An 18,567-nucleotide genomic window follows, 5' to 3' on the forward strand; every position below is an offset into this window, starting at 1 on the left:
CTTTTTATGAGGCTCGTGTTTCGGGGCTGGTCACCATGATGGTGGTCGTCCCGGAACACGAGCCTCAACCTTTTTGCGGCATATTGAGCATGCTGTGACTCATCGTCGGTGGACTCATAGTCTTCAGCGGCGGCAGGGTGGATGAGTGGAGATTCCAGCGCATCGCAAAGCCTTCGGCAACCGTCTGCGCGAGCTGCGCCTGGCCCGCGGCTGGAGCTCCCAAGAGGCCTTCGCGCTGCACGCAGGGCTCGACCGGACGTATGTCAGCGGCATCGAGAGCGGCCGACGGAATCCGACTCTCGACGTCGCCGTGCGTATCGCAGGAGCGCTCGACGTCCCGCTCCCTGAACTGTTCTCCTTAGTGACGCTCGAGATGGGTACTGCGGCGCGTTCGGAGCCCCGCGAGTAAGCGGGTCGGTCACCAGGTTCCTTCGAACACCCGGTCGTGTGGAATGGCCCGAAGCAGCCGCGCGTACGCAGCGCGGAAATCGAGCGTCTCAGCGCTCCCGAGTTCGAGTTCGACCAGAGAGGGGTGGACGCGCATCGTTCCGGGAACTCGCGTGAGGTGCTGGGCTTTGTCGTTCCGAGGTGCCCAGATGGTGACGTGCGCCCGGGCGTGCGTTCCGGGAATCGGGATCTTGACGGATTCCCGGCCGGGAGCAATCGGTTCTGCGCGAACGAGCCATTCCCAGATCTGCGGATCGTCACCGTACACGACGGTGGAACCCCCGGGGTCGATCTCGTCGAAGAGCGCGATGACGAAGGGTTCGTATGCGGGGGCATCGCTCGGTGCCATGGACTACTCCGATTCCGTCTCCGCGTCGCGTTGCCCCCGCAAGCACCGTCGAATCCGCCGACGATCATGTGACGCATTGTCTACATGTGTCATTCTGCCTCATGCCTCCGACACTCGCCGCAGGGGTGCGGAGGGGTTATGGGCACGCGGCGAACAGGTATGAGGAGTCGCTCGGGCGGACCAGTCGGCGGTCGCGGAGGACGAGCGAAGCGGGTGTCTCAGGGTCGCTGCACATCTCCGAGAAGGGCCGAGGCAGTGCATCGTCGTACTCGATGTCGATGACGTGCTCGCCGTACACCTCGGTGTAGCGGCCGCACTCGGAGTAGGCGGCGCATTCTTCTGCGATCGCGAAGTCGAAGCCGGCTTCAGCTTCCAGGATCGCAGCATCCTCCGCAGAGTTCTTCTGGGCCGCGGCGAGACCCGAACGGTGTGCGACATCGACATAGGCGGTCGCGAGGGCCAGGTTATCCTCACGAGTGATAGCACCCGCGCTCCGGGTGTACGTATCGAGATTATCGAATTCCACCGCATCGAAGCCGTCGTCGGCGCAGCCCGAGATCCAGGGTGTTACGATCGCGAGAATGCGCTCGCGAGAGTCCGCCGACGAGGTGTCCAGAATCACTTCGTCAGGCCAGTCCGGGTCGGTCACCGGGCCGGCCGCATCATGCAGGAGCGTCTCCCCGGGCCAGAGCTGCTCCTCGCCCGGCTGCGTCTGAAAGCCGTTCACGTAGCAGATCGAGTAGCGAGCGGGATCGGGGTCAGCCCGGCGATCTCGAGCGACGATGTCGACGATCGCTTCGGGCTCGTAGGCGCCGCCGAGCTGATAGTCCGGTGTACCACCGGCGGGCGGCAACGAAGACTGTGCAGGCATCGGACCAGGATCTTGCGGCGCGCAACCGGCGCTGAGGAGGAGCGCGAGTGCGACAATTGCGACCGCGCCTGCACGTCGGCGTGTTCCCATAGATCGCCCTCCCTCCGACAGCGTTACGATGCTACAGCTGGCGCTAGACTCGCAGCCATGAGTGCCCTCCTCGTGTCCTTGCCCTCCGATCCCGGACTTCGTGAGGCGGTGGGCGCATTGCCCGACGTCGAATTCGTCGAGTGGGATCTCGATGGGCCGGCGCCGCGCGAGCGATTCGATGTCGTCGTGCCGCCGTATTGGGGCGGTGCTCGGCCGCTCGCGCGGCTCGCGGAGGTCGACGTGCGTCTCGTCCAGTGGCAGTCGATCGGCTACAACGGCGTCGCGAAGCACCTGCCGGAGGGGCTTTCGCTCGCCAATGCGGCGACGGTGCACGAGGGGTCCACCGCGGAGCTCGCGATGAGCCTCGCGCTGGCAGCGCAGCGCGGGCTCCCCCAGTTCGTTCGCGACGGCGAAGAAGAGCGGTGGCAGCTTCGCTCACTACCGAGCCTCGCCGATCGGCGCGTGCTGCTCATCGGCTACGGCGGCGTGTCGAAGGCGATCGAGGCGCGACTCGCCGGTTTCGAGGTGGAGATCACTCGCTTGGCGCGCACGGCGCGGAATGAGCGCAATCTCGCCGGCGACGTCGTCGAGGTGCGCGGATTCGATGCACTGCGCGAGAGCCTCGCAGAAGCGGAGGTCGTGATGCTCGCGGTGCCGCTGACGGAGGAGACGCGGGGGCTCATCGACGCTCGTGCGCTCGCCGCGCTTCCCGATGGTGCACTGCTCGTGAACGTGGCTCGGGGCCCGGTCGTCGATACGGCCGCGCTGGTGCAGGAGCTCCAGTCGGGGCGGTTGCGAGCCGCGCTCGATGTGACGGATCCCGAACCGCTCCCAGCGGGGCACCCGCTCTGGGCGGCGCCCAACGTGCTGATCACGCCGCACGTGGGCGGCGACTCGAGCGCGATGCTTCCCCGCATGTCCGCGCTGATTCGACGACAGATCGCTCACCTGCAGCAGGATGAGTCCCCCGAGAACCTCGTGCTCGGCGCGTGGGGCTGATCGACTTCGAACGCCGACGGCTCAACGGTTCGGGTGATCCGGAACCGCTTCGCCGGGAGCGGTGAGCAGCTGCAGGAGTTCGACGGCGGCACTGACAGCCGGATCCGGTTTGCGCCCGACCCGGTAGCGCAGCGAGATATGGCGCGTTCCGAGCCCGGGAAGTTCGTGCGTTTCGACGCCGGTGAGCGAGAACTCCTGCAGGGCGAGCTGTGGAAGGAGAGCGACCCCTTCACCCGCCGCGATGAGCGCGAGCGCCGACTGATGGCTCGCATAGCGATGCGGCGAGCTCGTCGATGACGCGATGCGTTCGCGCACGCGTTGCGCGGCCTGGTGCACCCCGGAACTGCGGTCGACTTCGAGCCAGGGGAGACGCAGCTGATCCAACTCGATGACACCCATCGACGCCTGAGTTCCCGCGGGGGCCACGAGCACCCACGGATCGTCGAGGAGAGCGACCTCTCGCACGCCCGGCCCGAGCGGAGGAGGGGGGATCGATTCGTCCCGCTCGATCGCTACGAGATCGAACGCCGCGGCGCGGAGCCCCCGGAGGAGGTCGGGGAGGTCGCCTTCGGCCGCTTCGAGGTTCACGCCCGCAAGCTCTGTACGCCATCGGGGGAGCGCCGGCGCGATCACGCCGCTCAAGAAGCTCTGGAACGCGCCGAAGCGCACCGTTCCGCTCGGCATCTCGCTCGCGGCTCCGACGCGCAATGCGGCTTCGTTGACCTCGCGCTCCACGTTCTCCGCGAGTTCGACGAGCTCGCGGCCGGCGGCGGTGAGTGTGATGCCACGCGGGCTGCGGACCACCAGGGGGACGCCGACCTCCGCTTCGAGCCTGGCGAGCTGCTGCGACACGGCCGACGGTGTCAGGCTCAGTGCTTCCGCGGCGGCGAGCACCCCGCCGCTCCTGGCGATCTGCAGCAGGAACGGCAGCCTGGAGACAGCGATTCTCATGTTCAGAAATTCTATATCCCGCATCACGAAAGATGCGATTGTGCTGGATGCCCGCTCGCCTGAAAATAGTCATGTCGCGGGCGCTGGGAGCAGGGCAACTCTCCCGAGGTTTCAGCGGCGCGCCGAAAAACGACTGGGAAGGAGCGGCGGTGGAAACGCTGATCGGAAGCGCACTCGGCTGGCTGGGAACGCTCGGCACATTCGTCGCCTACGTGCTGATGCTGCGCGGCACCTGGTCGCCCTCCACCCGGAGCTACCTCACGCTCAACGCGGTGGGCGGACTGCTCGCTGCCGGTGGAGCGCTCGCTTACGGCGCGTGGCCGTCGTTCGCCTCGAACGTGGTCTGGGGCGTCATAGGCGCGTACGGTCTGTACGCCACCTTCAGGAAGAGGCCCGCCGTCGCCCGTCCCGACGAGTCGGCCACCCCCGTGTCGGTGATGACGGTGCCGCTCCCGGTGCTTCCCCTGCCGCAGTCGCCGTGGGATCCCTCCAGCACCGCAGCCTCATCCATCAGGCTGCCGTGGCTGCCCGGTTCCGATACGGCGACCGCCGGCGGAGAGTCCCGGATCGCCGCGAGCGAGACGAAGCCCGTCGCGATCGCGGCGTGAGGATCAGCCCCGCCTCGGGCAGGCCTCGCCGGGAGCGGCGGCCGCGGTCGGTAGACTGGCCCTCTATGCCGCGCGTCACGAGCGCATCGGCGCCAAGATCCCCGCTTGCACCTTGGAGTGATACAGAACTATGGCTGAGCAGTCCCGCCTCGATAAGGTCATCGCCCTCGCCCGCCACCGCGGCTTCGTCTTCCAAGCGGGTGAGATCTACGGCGGATCGCGCTCGGCATGGGATTACGGCCCCCTCGGCACCGCGCTGAAGGAGAACATCAAGCGCCAGTGGTGGAAGGCCATGGTGCAGAAGCGCGATGACGTGGTCGGCATCGACTCGAGTGTGATTCTGCCGAAGCAGGTCTGGGAGGCGTCGGGCCATGTCGAGGTGTTCAGCGATCCGCTCATCGAATGCCTGCACTGCCACAAGCGCTATCGCGAAGACCACCTGATCGAGGCCTTCGAGGAGAAGAAGGGGCGGGCCCCGAAGGATGGCCTCGCCGAGATCGTCTGCACGAACTGCGGCACGCGCGGCCAGTGGACGGAGCCGCGCGCGTTCTCGGGCTTGCTGAAGACGTACCTGGGTCCGGTCGACGACGAAGCGGGGATGCACTACCTCCGACCCGAGACCGCTCAGGGCATCTTCGTCAATTTCGCGAACGTGCTGCAGGCCGCTCGGATGAAGCCGCCGTTCGGCATCGGCCAAATCGGCAAGAGCTTCCGCAACGAGATCACCCCGGGCAATTTCATCTTCCGCACTCGCGAGTTCGAGCAGATGGAGATGGAGTTCTTCGTCGAGCCGGGAACCGACGAGGAGTGGCAGGAGTACTGGATGAACGAGCGCATGGCGTGGTACGTCGGCCTCGGCATCGATCCCGAGAACCTGCGGTTCTACGAGCACCCGCAGGAGAAGCTCTCCCACTATTCGAAGCGCACCGCCGACATCGAGTACCGCTTCGGTTTCGCCGGCGGCGAGTGGGGCGAGCTCGAGGGCATCGCGAACCGCACCGACTTCGACCTGTCGACGCATTCGAAGCACTCGGGCAAGGATCTCAACTTCTTCGATCAGACGAAGAACGAACGGTACACGCCCTACGTGATCGAACCCGCGGCGGGTCTCACGCGCTCGCTCATGGCGTTCCTCGTCGACGCGTACCGCGAGGAGGAGGTGGCGAACGCGAAGGGCGGCACTGACAAGCGCACGCTGCTCGCTCTCGATCCGCGCCTCGCGCCCGTCAAGGCGGCGGTGCTTCCGCTCAGCCGCAACGAGGCGCTGTCGCCGCTCGCCCGGGAGATCGCGCAGGATCTGCGCGACGACTGGAATGTCGACTTCGACGACTCGGGCGCGATCGGCCGCCGCTACCGTCGCCAGGACGAGATCGGCACCCCGTTCTGCGTGACGGTCGACTTCGATTCGCTCGACGATGATGCGGTCACCGTGCGCGAGCGCGACACGATGGAGCAGGTGCGGGTGCCCCGCGCCGAGCTGCACGCGTTCCTCGCCGAGCGCTTGCGCGGAGCCTAGCGAAACGCGCAGCGTTTCGGTCGGCTCCGGTGACGCGAAGCGTCAGCCCACGGAGCGCAGCGAGGGGTGGGAGCCTAGCGAAACGCGCAGCGTTTCGGTCGGCTCCGGTGACGCGAAGCGTCAGCCTACGGAGCGCAGCGAGGGGTGGGTAGGGAGCGGTACGTGGATTGACGATCCGCCTCAGACGGGCGCTGCCTGCGGATGAGAGGATAGGTGGCATGACGAGCACCGGATCCGAGCCCCCCGAGCGCCCCGAGTTCCCGGCCCAGCAGCCGAACGATCCCACCCCGCCGCAGCCGGGCGTTGACGATGCCCAGCCGAGCGTGCCCGCGGGCCAGTATGCCTGGGCGCGCCCCCAGGTCGCGATGCAGACCGTGGAGACGGAACCGCTCGAGTACCATCGCCTGCTTCGCGGGGTCTCGAACTATCGCTGGTGGAAGCCGCTGCTTCTCCTGCTGCTCTCCGCGGTGTATTTCGGTGTCTTCACCATCGTCGTGAGCGTCGCGTTCATTCCGATTCTGATGATGGATCCCGCGTACCTCGACGGCATCATGACGGGCGAGGGCGACGTGCTCGACACGCAGGTGCCCGTCTCGGTGCTGCTGAGTCTCGTGTCGATCATCGTCATGATCCCCTCGGTCATTCTCGCCATGCTGACGCTGGGGATGCGGCCGAACGGGCGCATCTGGTCGGTCGCCGGGCGCATCCGCTGGGGTCTGCTCGGACGGCTCTCGCTCGCAGCGCTCCTCGCCGTGGTCGTGATGAACATCGCGGGGATCGCGCTCGAGATCGCGATGGACCCCGCGTCGTTGAGCGAGACCGCGGAGACCTCCTCGTCGGGTGCTGATTTCAGTTGGGCGGCGGCGTGGACCTCGTTGATCATCATCGTGCTTCTCGTCCCGCTGCAGGCGACCGCTGAGGAAGTGGTATTCCGCGGCCTGTTCATGCAGGTGCTGGGCTCCTGGCTGAAGAGCCCGTGGTTCGGGATCATCATTCCCTCGGTCGGGTTCGCGCTCGCACATATCTACGACATCTGGGGGCTCCTCTCGGTGGGTGCTCTCGGGCTCGTCGCGGGATGGCTGACGTGGCGCACCGGAGGCCTGGAGGCGGCGATCGCCATCCACATCGTGAACAACCTCATCGCATTCGGCTTCATGACGTTCGCCGTCGGCGGGGAGACGGCGCAGGTGGAGGCGACGGGCGGCCCCGGAGCGTTCATCGGATCCATCGCGGGGTACGCCGTGTTCATCTGGCTCGTGCTTCGCATCTTCCGCAAGCACGGGTACGGCCGGTCGCGCATCGACTTCGTGCAGGTCCCCGTGACGCTTCCGGTGCCGAACGCTGCGGCGCCCGCCTTCGATGCTGGAGCGCCGCAGGAGTCCCAGTCTCGTGGTTGATGTCTACGTCATCGGGCAGGGACCCGTCGAACTGGCCGCCGCCCTGGAGTTCGCCGAAGTCGGCTTGAGCGTTCGGCTCGGTCGAGTTGCGACTGCGGCGCCGCAGAGTGATGGTGCGTTGCCCGAACGCGAGGGAACCGACTGGACCGACGAAGCGGTCGCCGGCTTCTCGCCGGGCGAGGTGACGGACCCGGACGGAGCGCTCCGCGAGTTTCTCGAGCATGTCGCCTCACCGCTGTCGACCGGTGGTGCCTCCCTCGACGCGGCGCGCTCGGTCGTGGTTCCGCCGGTCCCGTCGCTGCTGCGCGGAGCGGATCGCACGTGGACGATGCAGCCGACGCCTTCGGTATTCGGCATCCCCGCAGTGCCGCTCTCGCAGGCGAGTCTCTCGGTGCTCGGAAAGCGGGGGGCAGCGCGAGCATTTCTCGACCGGGTGCGCCCGGTACTGACCATCGGCAAGACGCGTTCGCTCGGTACGCTCGTGCGCTCGCGCATCGGGGCGACTGCGCTCGACCGCCTGGTCGATCCGTTCGTGCGCGCGAAATACGGAGTGGGCGCCGAGAGCGTCGACGTCGCGATTGCGGCTCCCGGGCTCAACGAGGACGTCACCACCACCGGCTCACTGTGCGGCGCCGCGCTCGCATACGCGGAGCGGCATGTTGCACGTGAAACCCGTGTGCACCCCGCGGGAGGGTGGCGCTCGTTGCAGGGCGCCCTCGTGAAGCGGCTCGAGCTCTACGGCGTCGAGGTCGCGAGCGAGCCGGTGAGCGGCGTGAGCCGGGTGATCGATGCCGCCGGCGGCGAAGGCGGAGAGGAGCGAGAGTGGCTCATCGCGGAGACGGGAACGGAGATACCCGCGAGCGCGGTCGTCTTCGGCGATCGAGGGGTGGACCTGCCCGGTGCACCGGATGAAGTCGCATCACTCGGCCCGCGGATGGTTCGGTGGATGGCGGAGCTCGCGGTGACGGCGCCCGACTTCGCTCAGCAGGGCGCAGCGCGCGATGCGGCTGGTGAAGCAGGTGCTCGTGCAGCGGTCGAGGTCGTTGCGGCCGCGAACGGGGATCGGTGGTGCGCGGCTTGGGAGAGGGATTCCGCCAGTGCTCCGGAGTGGCGACTCCGCGTCAGCGGCCCCGCCTTCGCGCGAGATCGCGTTGCTGAGTCGAGCGCTGCGCGCTCCCACGTGCGCTCCACGCTCGACGGGTTGCTGCGCGATCTGCTCGGTGCGGCGGGGGCTCGGCCCGCCGCTGATCCTGCAATCGATCTGCGGCTGGTGCCCGCGCCATTCGCCACGGTCGCCGCCCGCGATGAAGCACTCGGTCATACCACTTCGCCGGGCGCAGGGGAATCCACTTGTATCAGGGTGGGGCCGGAGGTGCATAGTGGAGACCTGGCCGCAGCCATCTGCGACGCCCGAGAGAAGTCGGCGCACGTGCGTCGGCGCCTGACGGGGATCGCAGAGTAACGAGCACCGGTCGGGGGAGTCGTTCGGGCGGCGGAGTCGTAGGCGCCGCGTCCGCACCCCTTCCGGGAGTAGGCTGGGCGAAGACCAGGAAACGCCACGAACTGGAGGCATCATGAAGGGCAAGATCGCATTCGTTCTCGGCGCAGCTGTGGGGTACGTGCTCGGATCACGTGCCGGACGCGAGCGCTACGAGCAGATCAAGCGTGGCGCGGAGCAGGTGTGGCACACCGCACCCGTGCAGCAGGGCGTCGACGCAGTGCGCGACGCGACGCGGGGCACGGTCGAGAACCTGAAGGATTCGGCGCTGCGCGCGGGTAAGAACGCCTTCGCGTCGCTCGTCGGCGGTCAGGACCGTTCGGCATCGTCGTCGGCGTCCTCCGCGTCTCAGCGCAGCGCTTCGTCGCAGCACGGCGCCGCATCGCAGCACGCGGCCTCGACGCCCGCGCAGTCGGGCAGCGCCTCGAAATCGTCGGGGACCACCCCGAAGGCACCGAGCAGCACGCCGAAGCCCGCGCCGAGCAGCGCTGCGAAGCCCGCTCAAGGCACCGCGACGGAGGCGAACTCGTCCGCGGAGGCGGACGGAGAGAGCGCATGAGTCGGAAGAAGGACGAAGCCGGCACGTTCGAGCTGCTGTCCCGTTTACCCCATCAGCTCGTCACGCTGGCGAAGATCGAGTATCAGAACGCGAAGCGCGAGGCCGTCGCGAAGGCGAAGCGCGCGGGAATCGGCGCCGGCGCCATCGTCGTCGCGCTCTTCTTCCTGTTCTTCATGCTGCAAGCCCTGGTGGTCGCAGCGATCGCCGCTCTCGCGCTCGTCTGGCCGTGGTGGTTGGCCGCTCTGGTGGTGGCGGGTGGGCTGCTGCTGCTCGCGGCTCTCGCGATCCTCGGCGGAATCGCACTGATCAAGCGAGGCAACCCCGTGCCCGAAGAGACGCTCGACCGCGTCGGAGGAGACATCTCGGCGATCGGTGAAGTGCGCGTCAACGCAGAACCGCCGGTGCCGCACCACTCCGCTCGAGAAATGCCGCGCGTGGGCGGAGAAGGGAATTGGCGATGAGCTCCGAAGAGAAGCGCCACGGAATCGCCGAAGCGGCGCAGGCCCGATCGGAGTTGTACGACACGCTGTCGCAGCTCAAGGTGAGGCTCAACTATGCGCAACGCGTCGACGATGCACTCGACGACGCGAAGTCGCGGATCGCTGAGGAGAAGCGGGAGAACCCTGCTGGATTCGCCGCAGGAGTGGCCGGAGCTGCCGTGCTCGCAGGCCTCGCAGTGTGGGGAATCGCCTCCGCAGTCGCAAGACGCTTCAGCTGAGCCCGGAGCAGGTCACAGTTCTATCTCGTTCCCCGCGGGAACCTCCGTCGTTTTGCTTCGGCGAGGCGGCAGGGTAAGAATAGGGTCAATGGAGTTCCGGGAAGGGTCGGCTCGCAGCCGTACGCTGCGTGAGCGATCCGTTCGTATTCGTATCGAGTGAGTGGGGTGTATGTCTGCTGAGGCGAAGCCGCTCAGTGGTCTTCGGGTACTCGTTCCTCGGGGCGGTACCTGGGGCGATCTGGTCTCAAGAGCCCTCCGCGAGCGCGGGGCGCACACGGTCATCGCGCCGCTCGTCGACTTCGCGCACACGAGTGAAGAAGACAAGCTCGTCGACGCGCTGAAAGATCTGGAGGCCGGCGAGTTCGACTGGCTCACGGCCACGAGTTCGACGGTCGCCGATGTGCTGAAGCACCACAACGCGGTGATCCCTCCGAGCACGAGCGTCGCCCTGGTGGGAGAAGCGACCGCGGTCGCCTTCACCGACGCGGGGTACCCGATCACGCGAACTCCGAGCGAGGAGAACAGCACGCACGCGCTCCTGGACGAATGGAGCGAGATCGATTCGGGTTCGGTGCTGAAAGTGCTCACGCTCCGTTCGGACGTCGCGATCCCCGTGCTCACCGAGGGGCTCATGAGCCGGGGCCACGATGTGACCCAGGTGCTCGCCTTCCGCACCGTCGGCGTCCCCGCATCCGTTCACATTCGCGAGGACATCGAATCGGGTCGCATCAATGCGCTGCTCGTCGCCTCGGCGAAGATCGCCGAGGAGGTCGCGGCGCAGTTCCCCGACCTCCCGCCGGACACGATCGTCGCGTGCGTCGGCGTGAACACGCTCGAGACCGCGGCCGAGCTCGGTCTTCCCGCCGATGCCGATGACCCGTCGCATCCCGAATACGCGCTGAAGCGCGCGATCATCGAGACCGTCGAATCGGTAATCGACCAGAGCGACATGCTGGACTGATCGATGGCACGAGTCGAGGTGCATCCCGATCGGGTGGTGATCCGCTTGACCGCGTCTGAGCGATTCGCGGCGATGCGCCGACGCGACATCGAGCTCGACCGCTCCGCCATCACCTCGGCGATCGTCACAGACGACCCGTGGGTCTGGGTGCGAGGCGTGCGCGCGCCCGGTGCCGCACTCCCGGGTCGACTCGCGGCCGGGACCTGGCGCAACTTCACCGGTCGGGACTTCGTCCTCCTCCGCACGGGGCGCAAAGCGGTGGTCATCGACTTCGAGAACCCCGACGGGGCCGATGAGGATCACGGATGGCTCGGTGAGTTCGACCATTTCTCCCGCGTGATCGTGTCGACGGTGCACGCCGGCGAGCTCATCCAGGCTCTGCGCCTCGACGGCGGCGCGACCGCGGTCGACACCGAAGCCTGACGCGGAACCCGCTTCCTGCCGGCCCGCGCGGCTGCCGGCCGCGCGGACCGGCAGCCGCGTGATCCGCGAACCGAGTCGCCTGTCAGTCGCGGACGAGTACGAGCGATTCGAGGTCGAGTCGCGTGCGGGGCGCAACTTCGCGCTCGCGAAGCACCTCGGACAGGGTCTCTGCGGATCCGAGCTTGCCGATCGCGCTGATCGAGACGGGAACCAGGCGCTCCTCGAGATCGAAGGCGGCCCGGATCGCGTCGCGGTCGAACCCTCCGAGCTGATGCAGGTGCAGCCCTTCGTGCGTCGCCTGCACGCTCAGGTGCGCGACCGCCTGCCCGAGGTCGTACTCCGCCCAGGGCCGCACGTTGCCGTCGGCATCGGAGATCTCAGCGACGTTCACGATGAGAGCGCCTGCGTTCACCGCCCATTCGCGGTTGAAGCCGGCGAACGTCTCGGCGATCCGCGCGAAGTTCTCACCGCCCCGACGCGCGACGATGAACCGCCACGGCTGGGTGTTGTTCGCACTCGGCGCCCAGCGTGCCGCCTCGAGAATGCCGCGAAGCGCGCCTTCGGGGAAGGTGTGCGTCGTGTCGAAGGCGCGCGGGCTCCAGCGCTCGGCGAGCGAATCGATGACGGGCGCGCTGGTGATTGCGGTGCGGGGGCTCACAGGGGTGCTCCTCAGATCGTGCGAATGATGTTTCCGCATGTTTCCAACCGAACGAGCACGCCGACTATTCCCGCTCGCCGGAGTGCGACGCGCGCGGTCTCATCCGAGGAGCCACGCGATGCCGGCGATGACGGGCAACGACGCGAATGTGGTGAGGAAGACGGTGTCGCGCACCGTCGTCTCCGCGCGCCGGTAGGTCGCCGCGTAGTTGTAGACGTTCTGGGCCGTCGGAAGGGCGGCGATCGTCGTGGCCACGAAGACCTCATGCGCTCCGAGGCCGAACGACGTCGCGAGGCCCCAGGCGACGACGGGCATGAGCAGAAGTTTGAGCGCGGAGGCCGCGAATACAGCGGCTCGTCCGGTGCCCGGCTGCAGTGCGCGCTGCCCGCGCAGCGAGATGCCGAAGCTGAGCAGCACCATCGGTATGGCGGCGTCGCCGAGCATGTCGAGAGGCGCCGCGACGATCTCGGGAATGGGAAGGCCGATCAGGGCGACGATGAGGCCGAGTACTGATGCGATGATGATCGGGTTCGATGCGGCGCGACCGAGCGCGGCGAGCGCCCCGCGGAACGCCCCGCGCTGGCGCAGCGCGGTTGCCTGATCGGCGACCTGCTCATCCTGCGATGCATCGATGAGCTTGCTCGTGCGCGTCGCCTCGAGCACCGACAGGATCGCGGGCGCGAAGAAGATGAGCTGCACGAGAATGAGCGGTGCCACGTAGGCCGCGTCGCCCAGGATGTACACGGCGACGGGCAACCCGAGGTTGTTCGAGTTGACGTAGCCCGAGCAAGTCGCGCCGAGGGTCGTGGATGCGAGGTCGCGCTTGAACCAGAGCCGGGAGGCGACGACGAAGACCGCGGCGACGATGATCGCTGCGAGGCTCGTAATCAGGATCACGGGCGACAGGATGACGCTCGGATCGCTCTGCCGCAGCACCGTGAAGAGCAGGGCGGGGGTCGCGACGAAGAAGGCGACGTTGTTGAGCACGCGACGCTGGTCGCCCTGCACGACGCCGAAACGAGCGGTGAGGTACCCGGCTCCGATGATCCCGAGAATGAGCGCGAATCCCTGCAGCACTCCGAACATTCAGCTCCTTCCGGCACCTCCCATCTTAGAAGGCGGCGGCGGCCTCCTCGGCGATCACCCGCGAGAGGGCGTCGATCGCCGGCGACTCGAGCTTCCAGCGCTGCCAGAACAGAGGCATCAGGATCGGCCGATCGCCGAGCGCGACGAGGCGTCCGTCGGCGAGTGCTGCCGCGCATTGCAACTCGGGAAGCATGCCCCAGCCCATCCCGAGTTCGATGGCGTGGGCGAACTCGGCCGACGAGGGGATGAAGTGCCGGGGCGGAGTATGGGTTGCGCGGGTCACGCGGCGGATGAAGCGCTGCTGGAACGCGTCGTGCCGGTCGAACTCGAGGAGCGGTGCGGCGGCGAGGGCCGCAGCGGTCACGCCGCTCGGGAAGTGCTGCGCCGCGAAGTCGGGGCTCGCGACCGCGAAGTACCGGTCGGTGCAGACGCGCGTCGATGTGCACCCCGGCACGGCGCCGGCTGTGGCCGTCAGTGCGGCCATTGCAGCGCCGCTGCGCAGCCGCTCCGTCGAGATGGTCTCATCGGCGCGCAGCACCTCGAACGTTGCGCCGGTCTCGCGCGCCGCTCGCGCGAGTGCCGGCACGAACCAGGTCGCGAGTGAATCCGCGTTGACCACGATCGGGATCAGCGTGCCCGGCGCCTCGCTCGATCCGAGTTCTGCGGACGCGTCCGCAGCGATGCGGTGCACCTGTCTCGCCGCGCGCAGCACGACGGCGCCAGCGGCCGTGACGGTGACCGGACGGGTGCGCTGCAGCAGTACCGACCCGACTCGCTGCTCCATAGCGCGCACCCGCTGGCTGATCGCGGATGGAGTGACGTGCAGACGCCGAGCAGCCCCCTCGAAGCTCCCCTCCTCGAGGATGGCGGCGAAGGTGGCGAGATGCTCGACCGGGAACTCCATGCTGCGATCTTAAGCACAGCTCACGATGGTGAAGGAGATTGACGCATGCTGAAGTCGTGGTTCGGGCGCCGCAGCGCGTAGCTTGTGAGCGTGATCATTCCTTTTCTCGTCGGAGCGGGCAGCGGTCTCTCGCTGATCGTGGCGATCGGCGCGCAGAACGCGTTCGTGCTGCGGCAGGGCATCAGGCGAGAGCACGTGCTGCCCGTGGTGCTCATCTGCGGGCTCGCCGACGCGGTGCTCGAGTTCCTCGGCGTCGCGGGAATCGGTTTCGTGGTCGAGCGCGCGCCCGTGCTCCTCGAGATCGTGCGCTGGGGCGGGGTCGCGTTTTTGCTCTGGTACGCCTGGTCGGCGCTGCGTCGGGCCCTGCGCCCCGCGGCGCTGAGCGCCGGAATCGCCGATGCGGCGACGCTTCGCCAGACGGTGATCGCGTGCCTGGCGATCACGCTGCTCAACCCGCACGTCTACCTCGACACGATGGTGCTGATGGGCTCTCTGGGCAACGCGCAGGGCGACCCGGATCGCTGGTGGTTCGTGCTGGGCGGCGCCGCCGCGAGCCTGTGCTGGTTCTTCGTGCTCGGCTACGGCGCCCGGGCGCTCACACGCTTCTTCGAGTCTCCGCGTTCCTGGCGCATCCTGGATTCCGTGGTGGCGGTCACGATGCTCGTGATCGCGGCCCGCATCGCCTTCGGCGGCGTCGCGCACTGAGGCGCCGCCGAAGGCGCGGCGGAGCCGTCAGCCGGCGGGAGGCGGCACGAGGCGGTAGAGCACCTCTGGGCGGCCGCGCTTGCCGTAGCGGTGCGCGAGGTCGATCGCCCCGACTTCGACGAGGTGGTCGAGGTATCGGCGGGCGGTGGCGCGGGATATCTCGCACTGGCGGGCGAGTTCGACCGCGGAGAGCGGTGTCACCGGGTCGAGCGCCGCGAGCACGGCGCTGAGCGTGATCTCGGAGATGCCCTTCGGCAAGGCTCTCGGCAGTGCATCCGTCTGCTCGATCGCCGGCGAGCCGCGCTCTCCGCGCGCCGGTGCGGGTACCTCGATGCGACCCGTCGACTGCAGGCGGTCGATCTCTCCCTGGCCGAGAGCCACCTCGCGCGCGGCCGAGGCGGCCTCTCGCTGCGCGGCGCGGTAACTCGCGAGGCGTGCGTGCAGGGCGGACTCCGTGAAGGGTTTCACGAGGTATCCGATGACGCGGGCGGCCAGCGCCTGGCGAACCGTGACCTGGTCGCGGGAGGAACTGATGACGAGCACGTCTGGAGACGCGTGGCGAACGGTGCGCAACCGATTCAATACTTCGATACCGCTGATATCGGGGAGCCGCATGTCGAGGAGCACGAGATCGACGTCCCCGCGCAGACTGTGCTGCACCGCCGCGCGACCGGTGCCGACCGTGGCCGTCACGACGAAACCGGGAGCGCGGGAGACGTAGTGGCCGTGCAGTCTGCGCGCGCCGGCGTCGTCATCGACCACGAGCACGCGAATCGCCGCCGCCTCGTGCGCACTCACGATCGAGCTCCGAGCTCGAATCGAAACCGGGCACCGCCGAGTTCAGAGCGCCCCAGTTCGACGGTTCCACCCCGATCGGTGATGATGCGGCGCACGAGAGCGAGCCCGACACCGCGACCGTGCCCGGTCGAGTCGGACTTCGATGAGAATCCGCGGGCGAAGATGCGATCGGCAGTCGGCCCCGCGATCCCCGGCCCGTCGTCGGCGACTTCCCCGTGAAGCACGCCGTCGACCATGGTGAGGGAGCACCGCACGCGGGTCGCCCCCGCCTCGCCCGCATTGCGGCACAGGTTGGCCAGCACGAGCGTCACGTCATCATCGACGTCGGAATCGACATCGATCGCGGTTTCGAGCTCCGCCCCCAGACCCCCGAGCTCGACGCGCAGGGCGTCGAGCGTCGCGCGGAGCAGCGGATAGCGCGCTTCGGCAGGTGCGTCACCCGAATCGACGGGTGCCGCCGCGTCGATGTAGGCGAGTGCTTCCGCCGTGTCGCCGTGCGAGACGAGCCCGTGGATCACGTGCAGACGCGTGTGGAACTCGTGGGTCTGCTCGCGCAGCGCGTCGGCCGTTCGGCGCACGCTCTCCGCTTCACGAGCCAGGGCGTCGAGACGTCTGAACCGTCGCTCGAGGTGCGCCGCGAGCGCAGAGCTCGCGAGCGTGCCGACGAGCAGGGCGCCGAGCGCCCACGGCAGCAGTCGCCGGAGGGCATCGTCGAAGTCGGCCGCGATGCGAGTCTCCAGGATGCCGACGGAGAGCGAGCCGATGACGTCGCCCTCGCCGTCGCGAACCGGCACTTTGGCGCGCAGCGTCCTGCCGAGCGTGCCGCGCTCCGTTCCCAAGAACTCCTCTCCAGCGAGCACGGCGTCGACCGAGGTCGACACGTGCCCTCCGCGCAGTTCGGGTGTGGGGTGCGTGATGCGGATTCCGCGGTCGTCGGTGACCACCAGGTAGTCGACTCCCGCAGCCCGCTCGACGACGTCCGCCAGCGGCTGCAGCTCGAGCGTCGCCCCGCCGACGTCGACGCCCGTGCGCTCGAGCACGGTGCGCACCTGATCCAGCTGTGCCAGGCTCGTGGCGACGTCTCGCACTCGCTCACCCGTCGCCTCGCGAATGCTCGACTCCTGCACCGAGACCGCGATGCTCGTCGTGACCCCGACGCTCGCGAGCACGAGCAGCGTCGGGAGCAGGAGGATCGCGAGACGCGCGCAGCGCGACACCGACCAGCGCGACATCGCAGCACCTCCTGTCAGCACCGTCAGAGCTCGGGCGGCACGGCCGGCTCTGTGAGCACTTATGAGCACAAAGCGCGCGCGCCCCGCGCACGCGGCAAATGGTTGACATCTTATAGGCGTTGGTGCGGCACAACGGCGTCCGCACGGAGGAGTGAAGATGACAGAGACCCCGAAGCGAACCGTGCGTCGTACGGCCTTCCGGATCATCGGCGGCGCGGTCGCCGCAGCGTCCATCGGCGTGGCGGCATTCGGATCGATCAGCTCGGCGGAGGTCGGCAGCGACATCCACTCGTCGCTCACGATCATCGCGCCGGCGGCAGCCGGAGGCGGCTGGGACACCGTCGCCCGAGAGATGCAGCAGGCGCAGCGCGCGAACGGCCTGAGCGCCAACGTGCAGGTCGTGAACATGCCGGGAGCCGGCGGCACCATCGCGCTCGGCAACCTCTCCACACTCGAGGGGCAGGCCAACACGATGCTCGTGGGCGGCACCGGGCTGCTCGCAGCGACCATTCAATACGGTTCCGACGCGACACTCGACGACGTGACCTCGCTCGCAGTGGTGTTCGAGGAGTACGACGTGATCGTCGTGCCGGCCGACTCCCCCTATGAGACCCTGGACGATCTCGTGGAGGCCTGGCGTGCGGACCCGAAGTCGATTCCGTGGACCGGTGGCGGATCATTCGATCAGCTGGTCGTCACCGACCTCGCGCTCGCCGCAGGCATCGAACCCACGGATACGACGTACATCTCGTCGGACGGCGGCGGCGAGGCGGTCGCAGCTCTGCTGAACGGCACCGCGCAGGCCGCCACCGGCGGGTACCCCGACAACATCGACCAGATCGAGTCGGGCCGGTTGCGGGCACTCGCGATTGTGGCGGAGGAGCCCATCGAGGGCGTCGACATCCCGACCGCGCGCGAGCAGGGGTACGACATCACGCTGGCGAACTGGCGCATGCTGGCCGCTCCTGCGGGGCTCAGCGAGGAGGAGACCGCCGGCCTCAGCGACCTCGTCGCAGACACCCTCGCGACGCCCGAGTGGTCGGAGGCCGTCGAACGCTACCACTGGACCGAACAAGTGATCACCGGCGAGGAGCTGGACGACTTCCTCGTGGAGGAACGCGACCGCATCGCTCGCCTGTACGAGGAGATGGGGCAATGACGCCGACCAACAATCCGACCGCGATGTCTGCGGTCGTCGGCGAGGAGATCCGCTTCTCAGCGGGAGGCCCTCGCACCACGGCATGGCTCAGGCACCTGATCATGCCCGTCCTGCTGCTCGCCTTCGCCGCCTATCTCGGCTACGGCATGCTCACCATGCGCGTGCCCGAGGGCACGGCGTTCCCGGGGCCGCGCTTCTTCCCCGCGATCATCGCGAGCGGGCTGGTGCTCTTCGCGATCCTGCTGATCGTCTCGGCCGCGAAGGGTCTCCGGGCCGAACGCGCCGCCCGCGCCGCAGCGACCCGCAGCGTCGACGACTTCGAGCTGCTCAGCGAGGAGCACGACGCGGCTGCGGCCGGTGCTGACGCCGCCGTTCAGGGTGCGCGCGCGGTCAAGATCGATTGGCGATCCCTCGCGTGGGTCATCGGGTCGTTCGCCGGGTTCGCGCTGCTGCTCGACGTGCTCGGATGGATCATCGCGGCCGGCCTGCTGTTCTGGTGCGTGGCGCGCGGATTCGGGGCGCAGAAGCCGATCGTGAGCCTCGTGACCGGGTTCACGGTGAGCTCGCTCGCCTACATCGCGTTCGATATGGCGCTCGGCATGTCGCTGCCGTCGGGCATTCTGGGCGGGGGGTTCTGA

22 protein-coding genes are annotated in these 18,567 nt (G+C 68.1%); 14 read left to right on the top strand and 8 right to left on the bottom strand.

The window, feature by feature from the left end; translation table 11 throughout:
- Positions 1-145 precede the first annotated feature (145 nt).
- Positions 146-409 (top strand): helix-turn-helix transcriptional regulator, encoded by a 264-nt coding sequence (locus PQI23_RS12600; protein ID WP_339975062.1) that lies wholly within the window; start codon positions 146-148, stop codon positions 407-409.
- Positions 410-418: 9 nt separating this feature from the next.
- Here PQI23_RS12600 and PQI23_RS12605 read toward each other — a convergent pair whose 3' ends face one another.
- Positions 419-796, bottom strand: coding sequence for a hypothetical protein (locus tag PQI23_RS12605; RefSeq protein ID WP_339975063.1), 378 nt, complete (start codon positions 794-796; stop codon positions 419-421).
- A 136-nt stretch (positions 797-932) separates the two neighbouring features.
- Positions 933-1,667 (bottom strand): endo alpha-1,4 polygalactosaminidase, encoded by a 735-nt coding sequence (locus PQI23_RS12610; RefSeq protein ID WP_339975065.1) that lies wholly within the window; start codon positions 1,665-1,667, stop codon positions 933-935.
- A 147-nt stretch (positions 1,668-1,814) separates the two neighbouring features.
- Between PQI23_RS12610 and PQI23_RS12615 the strand changes: the two genes are divergently transcribed.
- Positions 1,815-2,756 (top strand): 2-hydroxyacid dehydrogenase, encoded by a 942-nt coding sequence (locus PQI23_RS12615; RefSeq protein ID WP_339975067.1) that lies wholly within the window; start codon positions 1,815-1,817, stop codon positions 2,754-2,756.
- A 21-nt stretch (positions 2,757-2,777) separates the two neighbouring features.
- Here the strand turns inward: PQI23_RS12615 and PQI23_RS12620 are convergent, their stop codons facing one another.
- Entirely contained in the window at positions 2,778-3,707 is a 930-nt protein-coding gene (locus PQI23_RS12620) for a LysR family transcriptional regulator (protein ID WP_339975069.1), read from the bottom strand.
- 149 nt (positions 3,708-3,856) lie between these two features.
- Between PQI23_RS12620 and PQI23_RS12625 the strand changes: the two genes are divergently transcribed.
- From PQI23_RS12625 to PQI23_RS12665, 9 genes are all read left to right on the top strand, one after another.
- Positions 3,857-4,315, top strand: a complete 459-nt coding sequence (locus tag PQI23_RS12625; RefSeq protein ID WP_339975071.1) for a hypothetical protein — start codon at positions 3,857-3,859, stop codon at positions 4,313-4,315.
- A gap of 130 nt (positions 4,316-4,445) precedes the next feature.
- Entirely contained in the window at positions 4,446-5,831 is a 1,386-nt protein-coding gene (locus tag PQI23_RS12630) for a glycine--tRNA ligase (RefSeq protein ID WP_339975072.1), read from the top strand.
- 218 nt (positions 5,832-6,049) lie between these two features.
- A complete protein-coding gene (locus PQI23_RS12635) occupies positions 6,050-7,228 on the top strand; it encodes a CPBP family intramembrane glutamic endopeptidase (RefSeq protein WP_339975074.1) in 1,179 nt (392 codons plus the stop codon).
- Positions 7,221-8,690, top strand: a complete 1,470-nt coding sequence (locus PQI23_RS12640; RefSeq protein ID WP_339975076.1) for a hypothetical protein — start codon at positions 7,221-7,223, stop codon at positions 8,688-8,690. Before PQI23_RS12635 ends, PQI23_RS12640 begins: the two co-directional genes overlap by 8 nt.
- Before the next feature lie 112 nt (positions 8,691-8,802).
- Entirely contained in the window at positions 8,803-9,285 is a 483-nt protein-coding gene (locus tag PQI23_RS12645) for a YtxH domain-containing protein (RefSeq protein WP_339975078.1), read from the top strand.
- Complete coding sequence (locus PQI23_RS12650; RefSeq protein WP_339975080.1) at positions 9,282-9,746, top strand: phage holin family protein; 465 nt, start codon at positions 9,282-9,284, stop codon at positions 9,744-9,746. Before PQI23_RS12645 ends, PQI23_RS12650 begins: the two co-directional genes overlap by 4 nt.
- Complete coding sequence (locus PQI23_RS12655) at positions 9,743-10,003, top strand: DUF3618 domain-containing protein (RefSeq protein WP_339975082.1); 261 nt, start codon at positions 9,743-9,745, stop codon at positions 10,001-10,003. The genes PQI23_RS12650 and PQI23_RS12655 overlap by 4 nt, the downstream gene beginning before the upstream one ends.
- A 169-nt stretch (positions 10,004-10,172) precedes the next feature.
- Complete coding sequence (locus tag PQI23_RS12660; RefSeq protein ID WP_339975084.1) at positions 10,173-10,964, top strand: uroporphyrinogen-III synthase; 792 nt, start codon at positions 10,173-10,175, stop codon at positions 10,962-10,964.
- A 3-nt stretch (positions 10,965-10,967) separates the two neighbouring features.
- Entirely contained in the window at positions 10,968-11,387 is a 420-nt protein-coding gene (locus PQI23_RS12665; protein WP_339975086.1) for a hypothetical protein, read from the top strand.
- An 82-nt stretch (positions 11,388-11,469) separates the two neighbouring features.
- Here PQI23_RS12665 and PQI23_RS12670 read toward each other — a convergent pair whose 3' ends face one another.
- From PQI23_RS12670 to PQI23_RS12680, 3 genes are all read right to left on the bottom strand, one after another.
- A complete protein-coding gene (locus PQI23_RS12670; protein WP_339975088.1) occupies positions 11,470-12,045 on the bottom strand; it encodes a nitroreductase family protein in 576 nt (191 codons plus the stop codon).
- 99 nt (positions 12,046-12,144) lie between these two features.
- Positions 12,145-13,131 carry an AEC family transporter gene (locus tag PQI23_RS12675; RefSeq protein ID WP_339975090.1) on the bottom strand — a complete coding sequence of 329 codons (987 nt, stop codon included), beginning with the start codon at positions 13,129-13,131 and terminating at the stop codon, positions 12,145-12,147.
- A gap of 25 nt (positions 13,132-13,156) precedes the next feature.
- On the bottom strand, positions 13,157-14,035 hold the full coding sequence (locus PQI23_RS12680) for an ArgP/LysG family DNA-binding transcriptional regulator (protein WP_339975092.1): 879 nt from the start codon (positions 14,033-14,035) through the stop codon (positions 13,157-13,159).
- A gap of 90 nt (positions 14,036-14,125) precedes the next feature.
- Here PQI23_RS12680 and PQI23_RS12685 point away from each other — a divergent pair, with 90 nt between their 5' ends.
- Entirely contained in the window at positions 14,126-14,740 is a 615-nt protein-coding gene (locus tag PQI23_RS12685; protein ID WP_445238434.1) for a LysE/ArgO family amino acid transporter, read from the top strand.
- A gap of 27 nt (positions 14,741-14,767) precedes the next feature.
- On the opposite strand, the gene PQI23_RS12690 is transcribed toward PQI23_RS12685, so the two are convergent.
- Together PQI23_RS12690 and PQI23_RS12695 are read right to left on the bottom strand one after the other, a co-directional pair.
- Positions 14,768-15,538, bottom strand: a complete 771-nt coding sequence (locus PQI23_RS12690) for a response regulator transcription factor (RefSeq protein WP_339975096.1) — start codon at positions 15,536-15,538, stop codon at positions 14,768-14,770.
- Positions 15,535-16,770 (bottom strand): sensor histidine kinase, encoded by a 1,236-nt coding sequence (locus tag PQI23_RS12695; RefSeq protein ID WP_339975098.1) that lies wholly within the window; start codon positions 16,768-16,770, stop codon positions 15,535-15,537. The genes PQI23_RS12690 and PQI23_RS12695 overlap by 4 nt, the downstream gene beginning before the upstream one ends.
- Positions 16,771-16,927: 157 nt before the next feature.
- Between PQI23_RS12695 and PQI23_RS12700 the strand changes: the two genes are divergently transcribed.
- Together PQI23_RS12700 and PQI23_RS12705 are read left to right on the top strand one after the other, a co-directional pair.
- Positions 16,928-17,929, top strand: coding sequence for a tripartite tricarboxylate transporter substrate binding protein (locus PQI23_RS12700; protein ID WP_339975100.1), 1,002 nt, complete (start codon positions 16,928-16,930; stop codon positions 17,927-17,929).
- On the top strand, positions 17,926-18,567 hold the full coding sequence (locus PQI23_RS12705; protein ID WP_339975102.1) for a tripartite tricarboxylate transporter TctB family protein: 642 nt from the start codon (positions 17,926-17,928) through the stop codon (positions 18,565-18,567). The genes PQI23_RS12700 and PQI23_RS12705 overlap by 4 nt, the downstream gene beginning before the upstream one ends.

Source organism: Leucobacter sp. USCH14, assembly GCF_037619215.1.
In the GTDB taxonomy this organism is placed as follows: domain Bacteria; phylum Actinomycetota; class Actinomycetes; order Actinomycetales; family Microbacteriaceae; genus Leucobacter.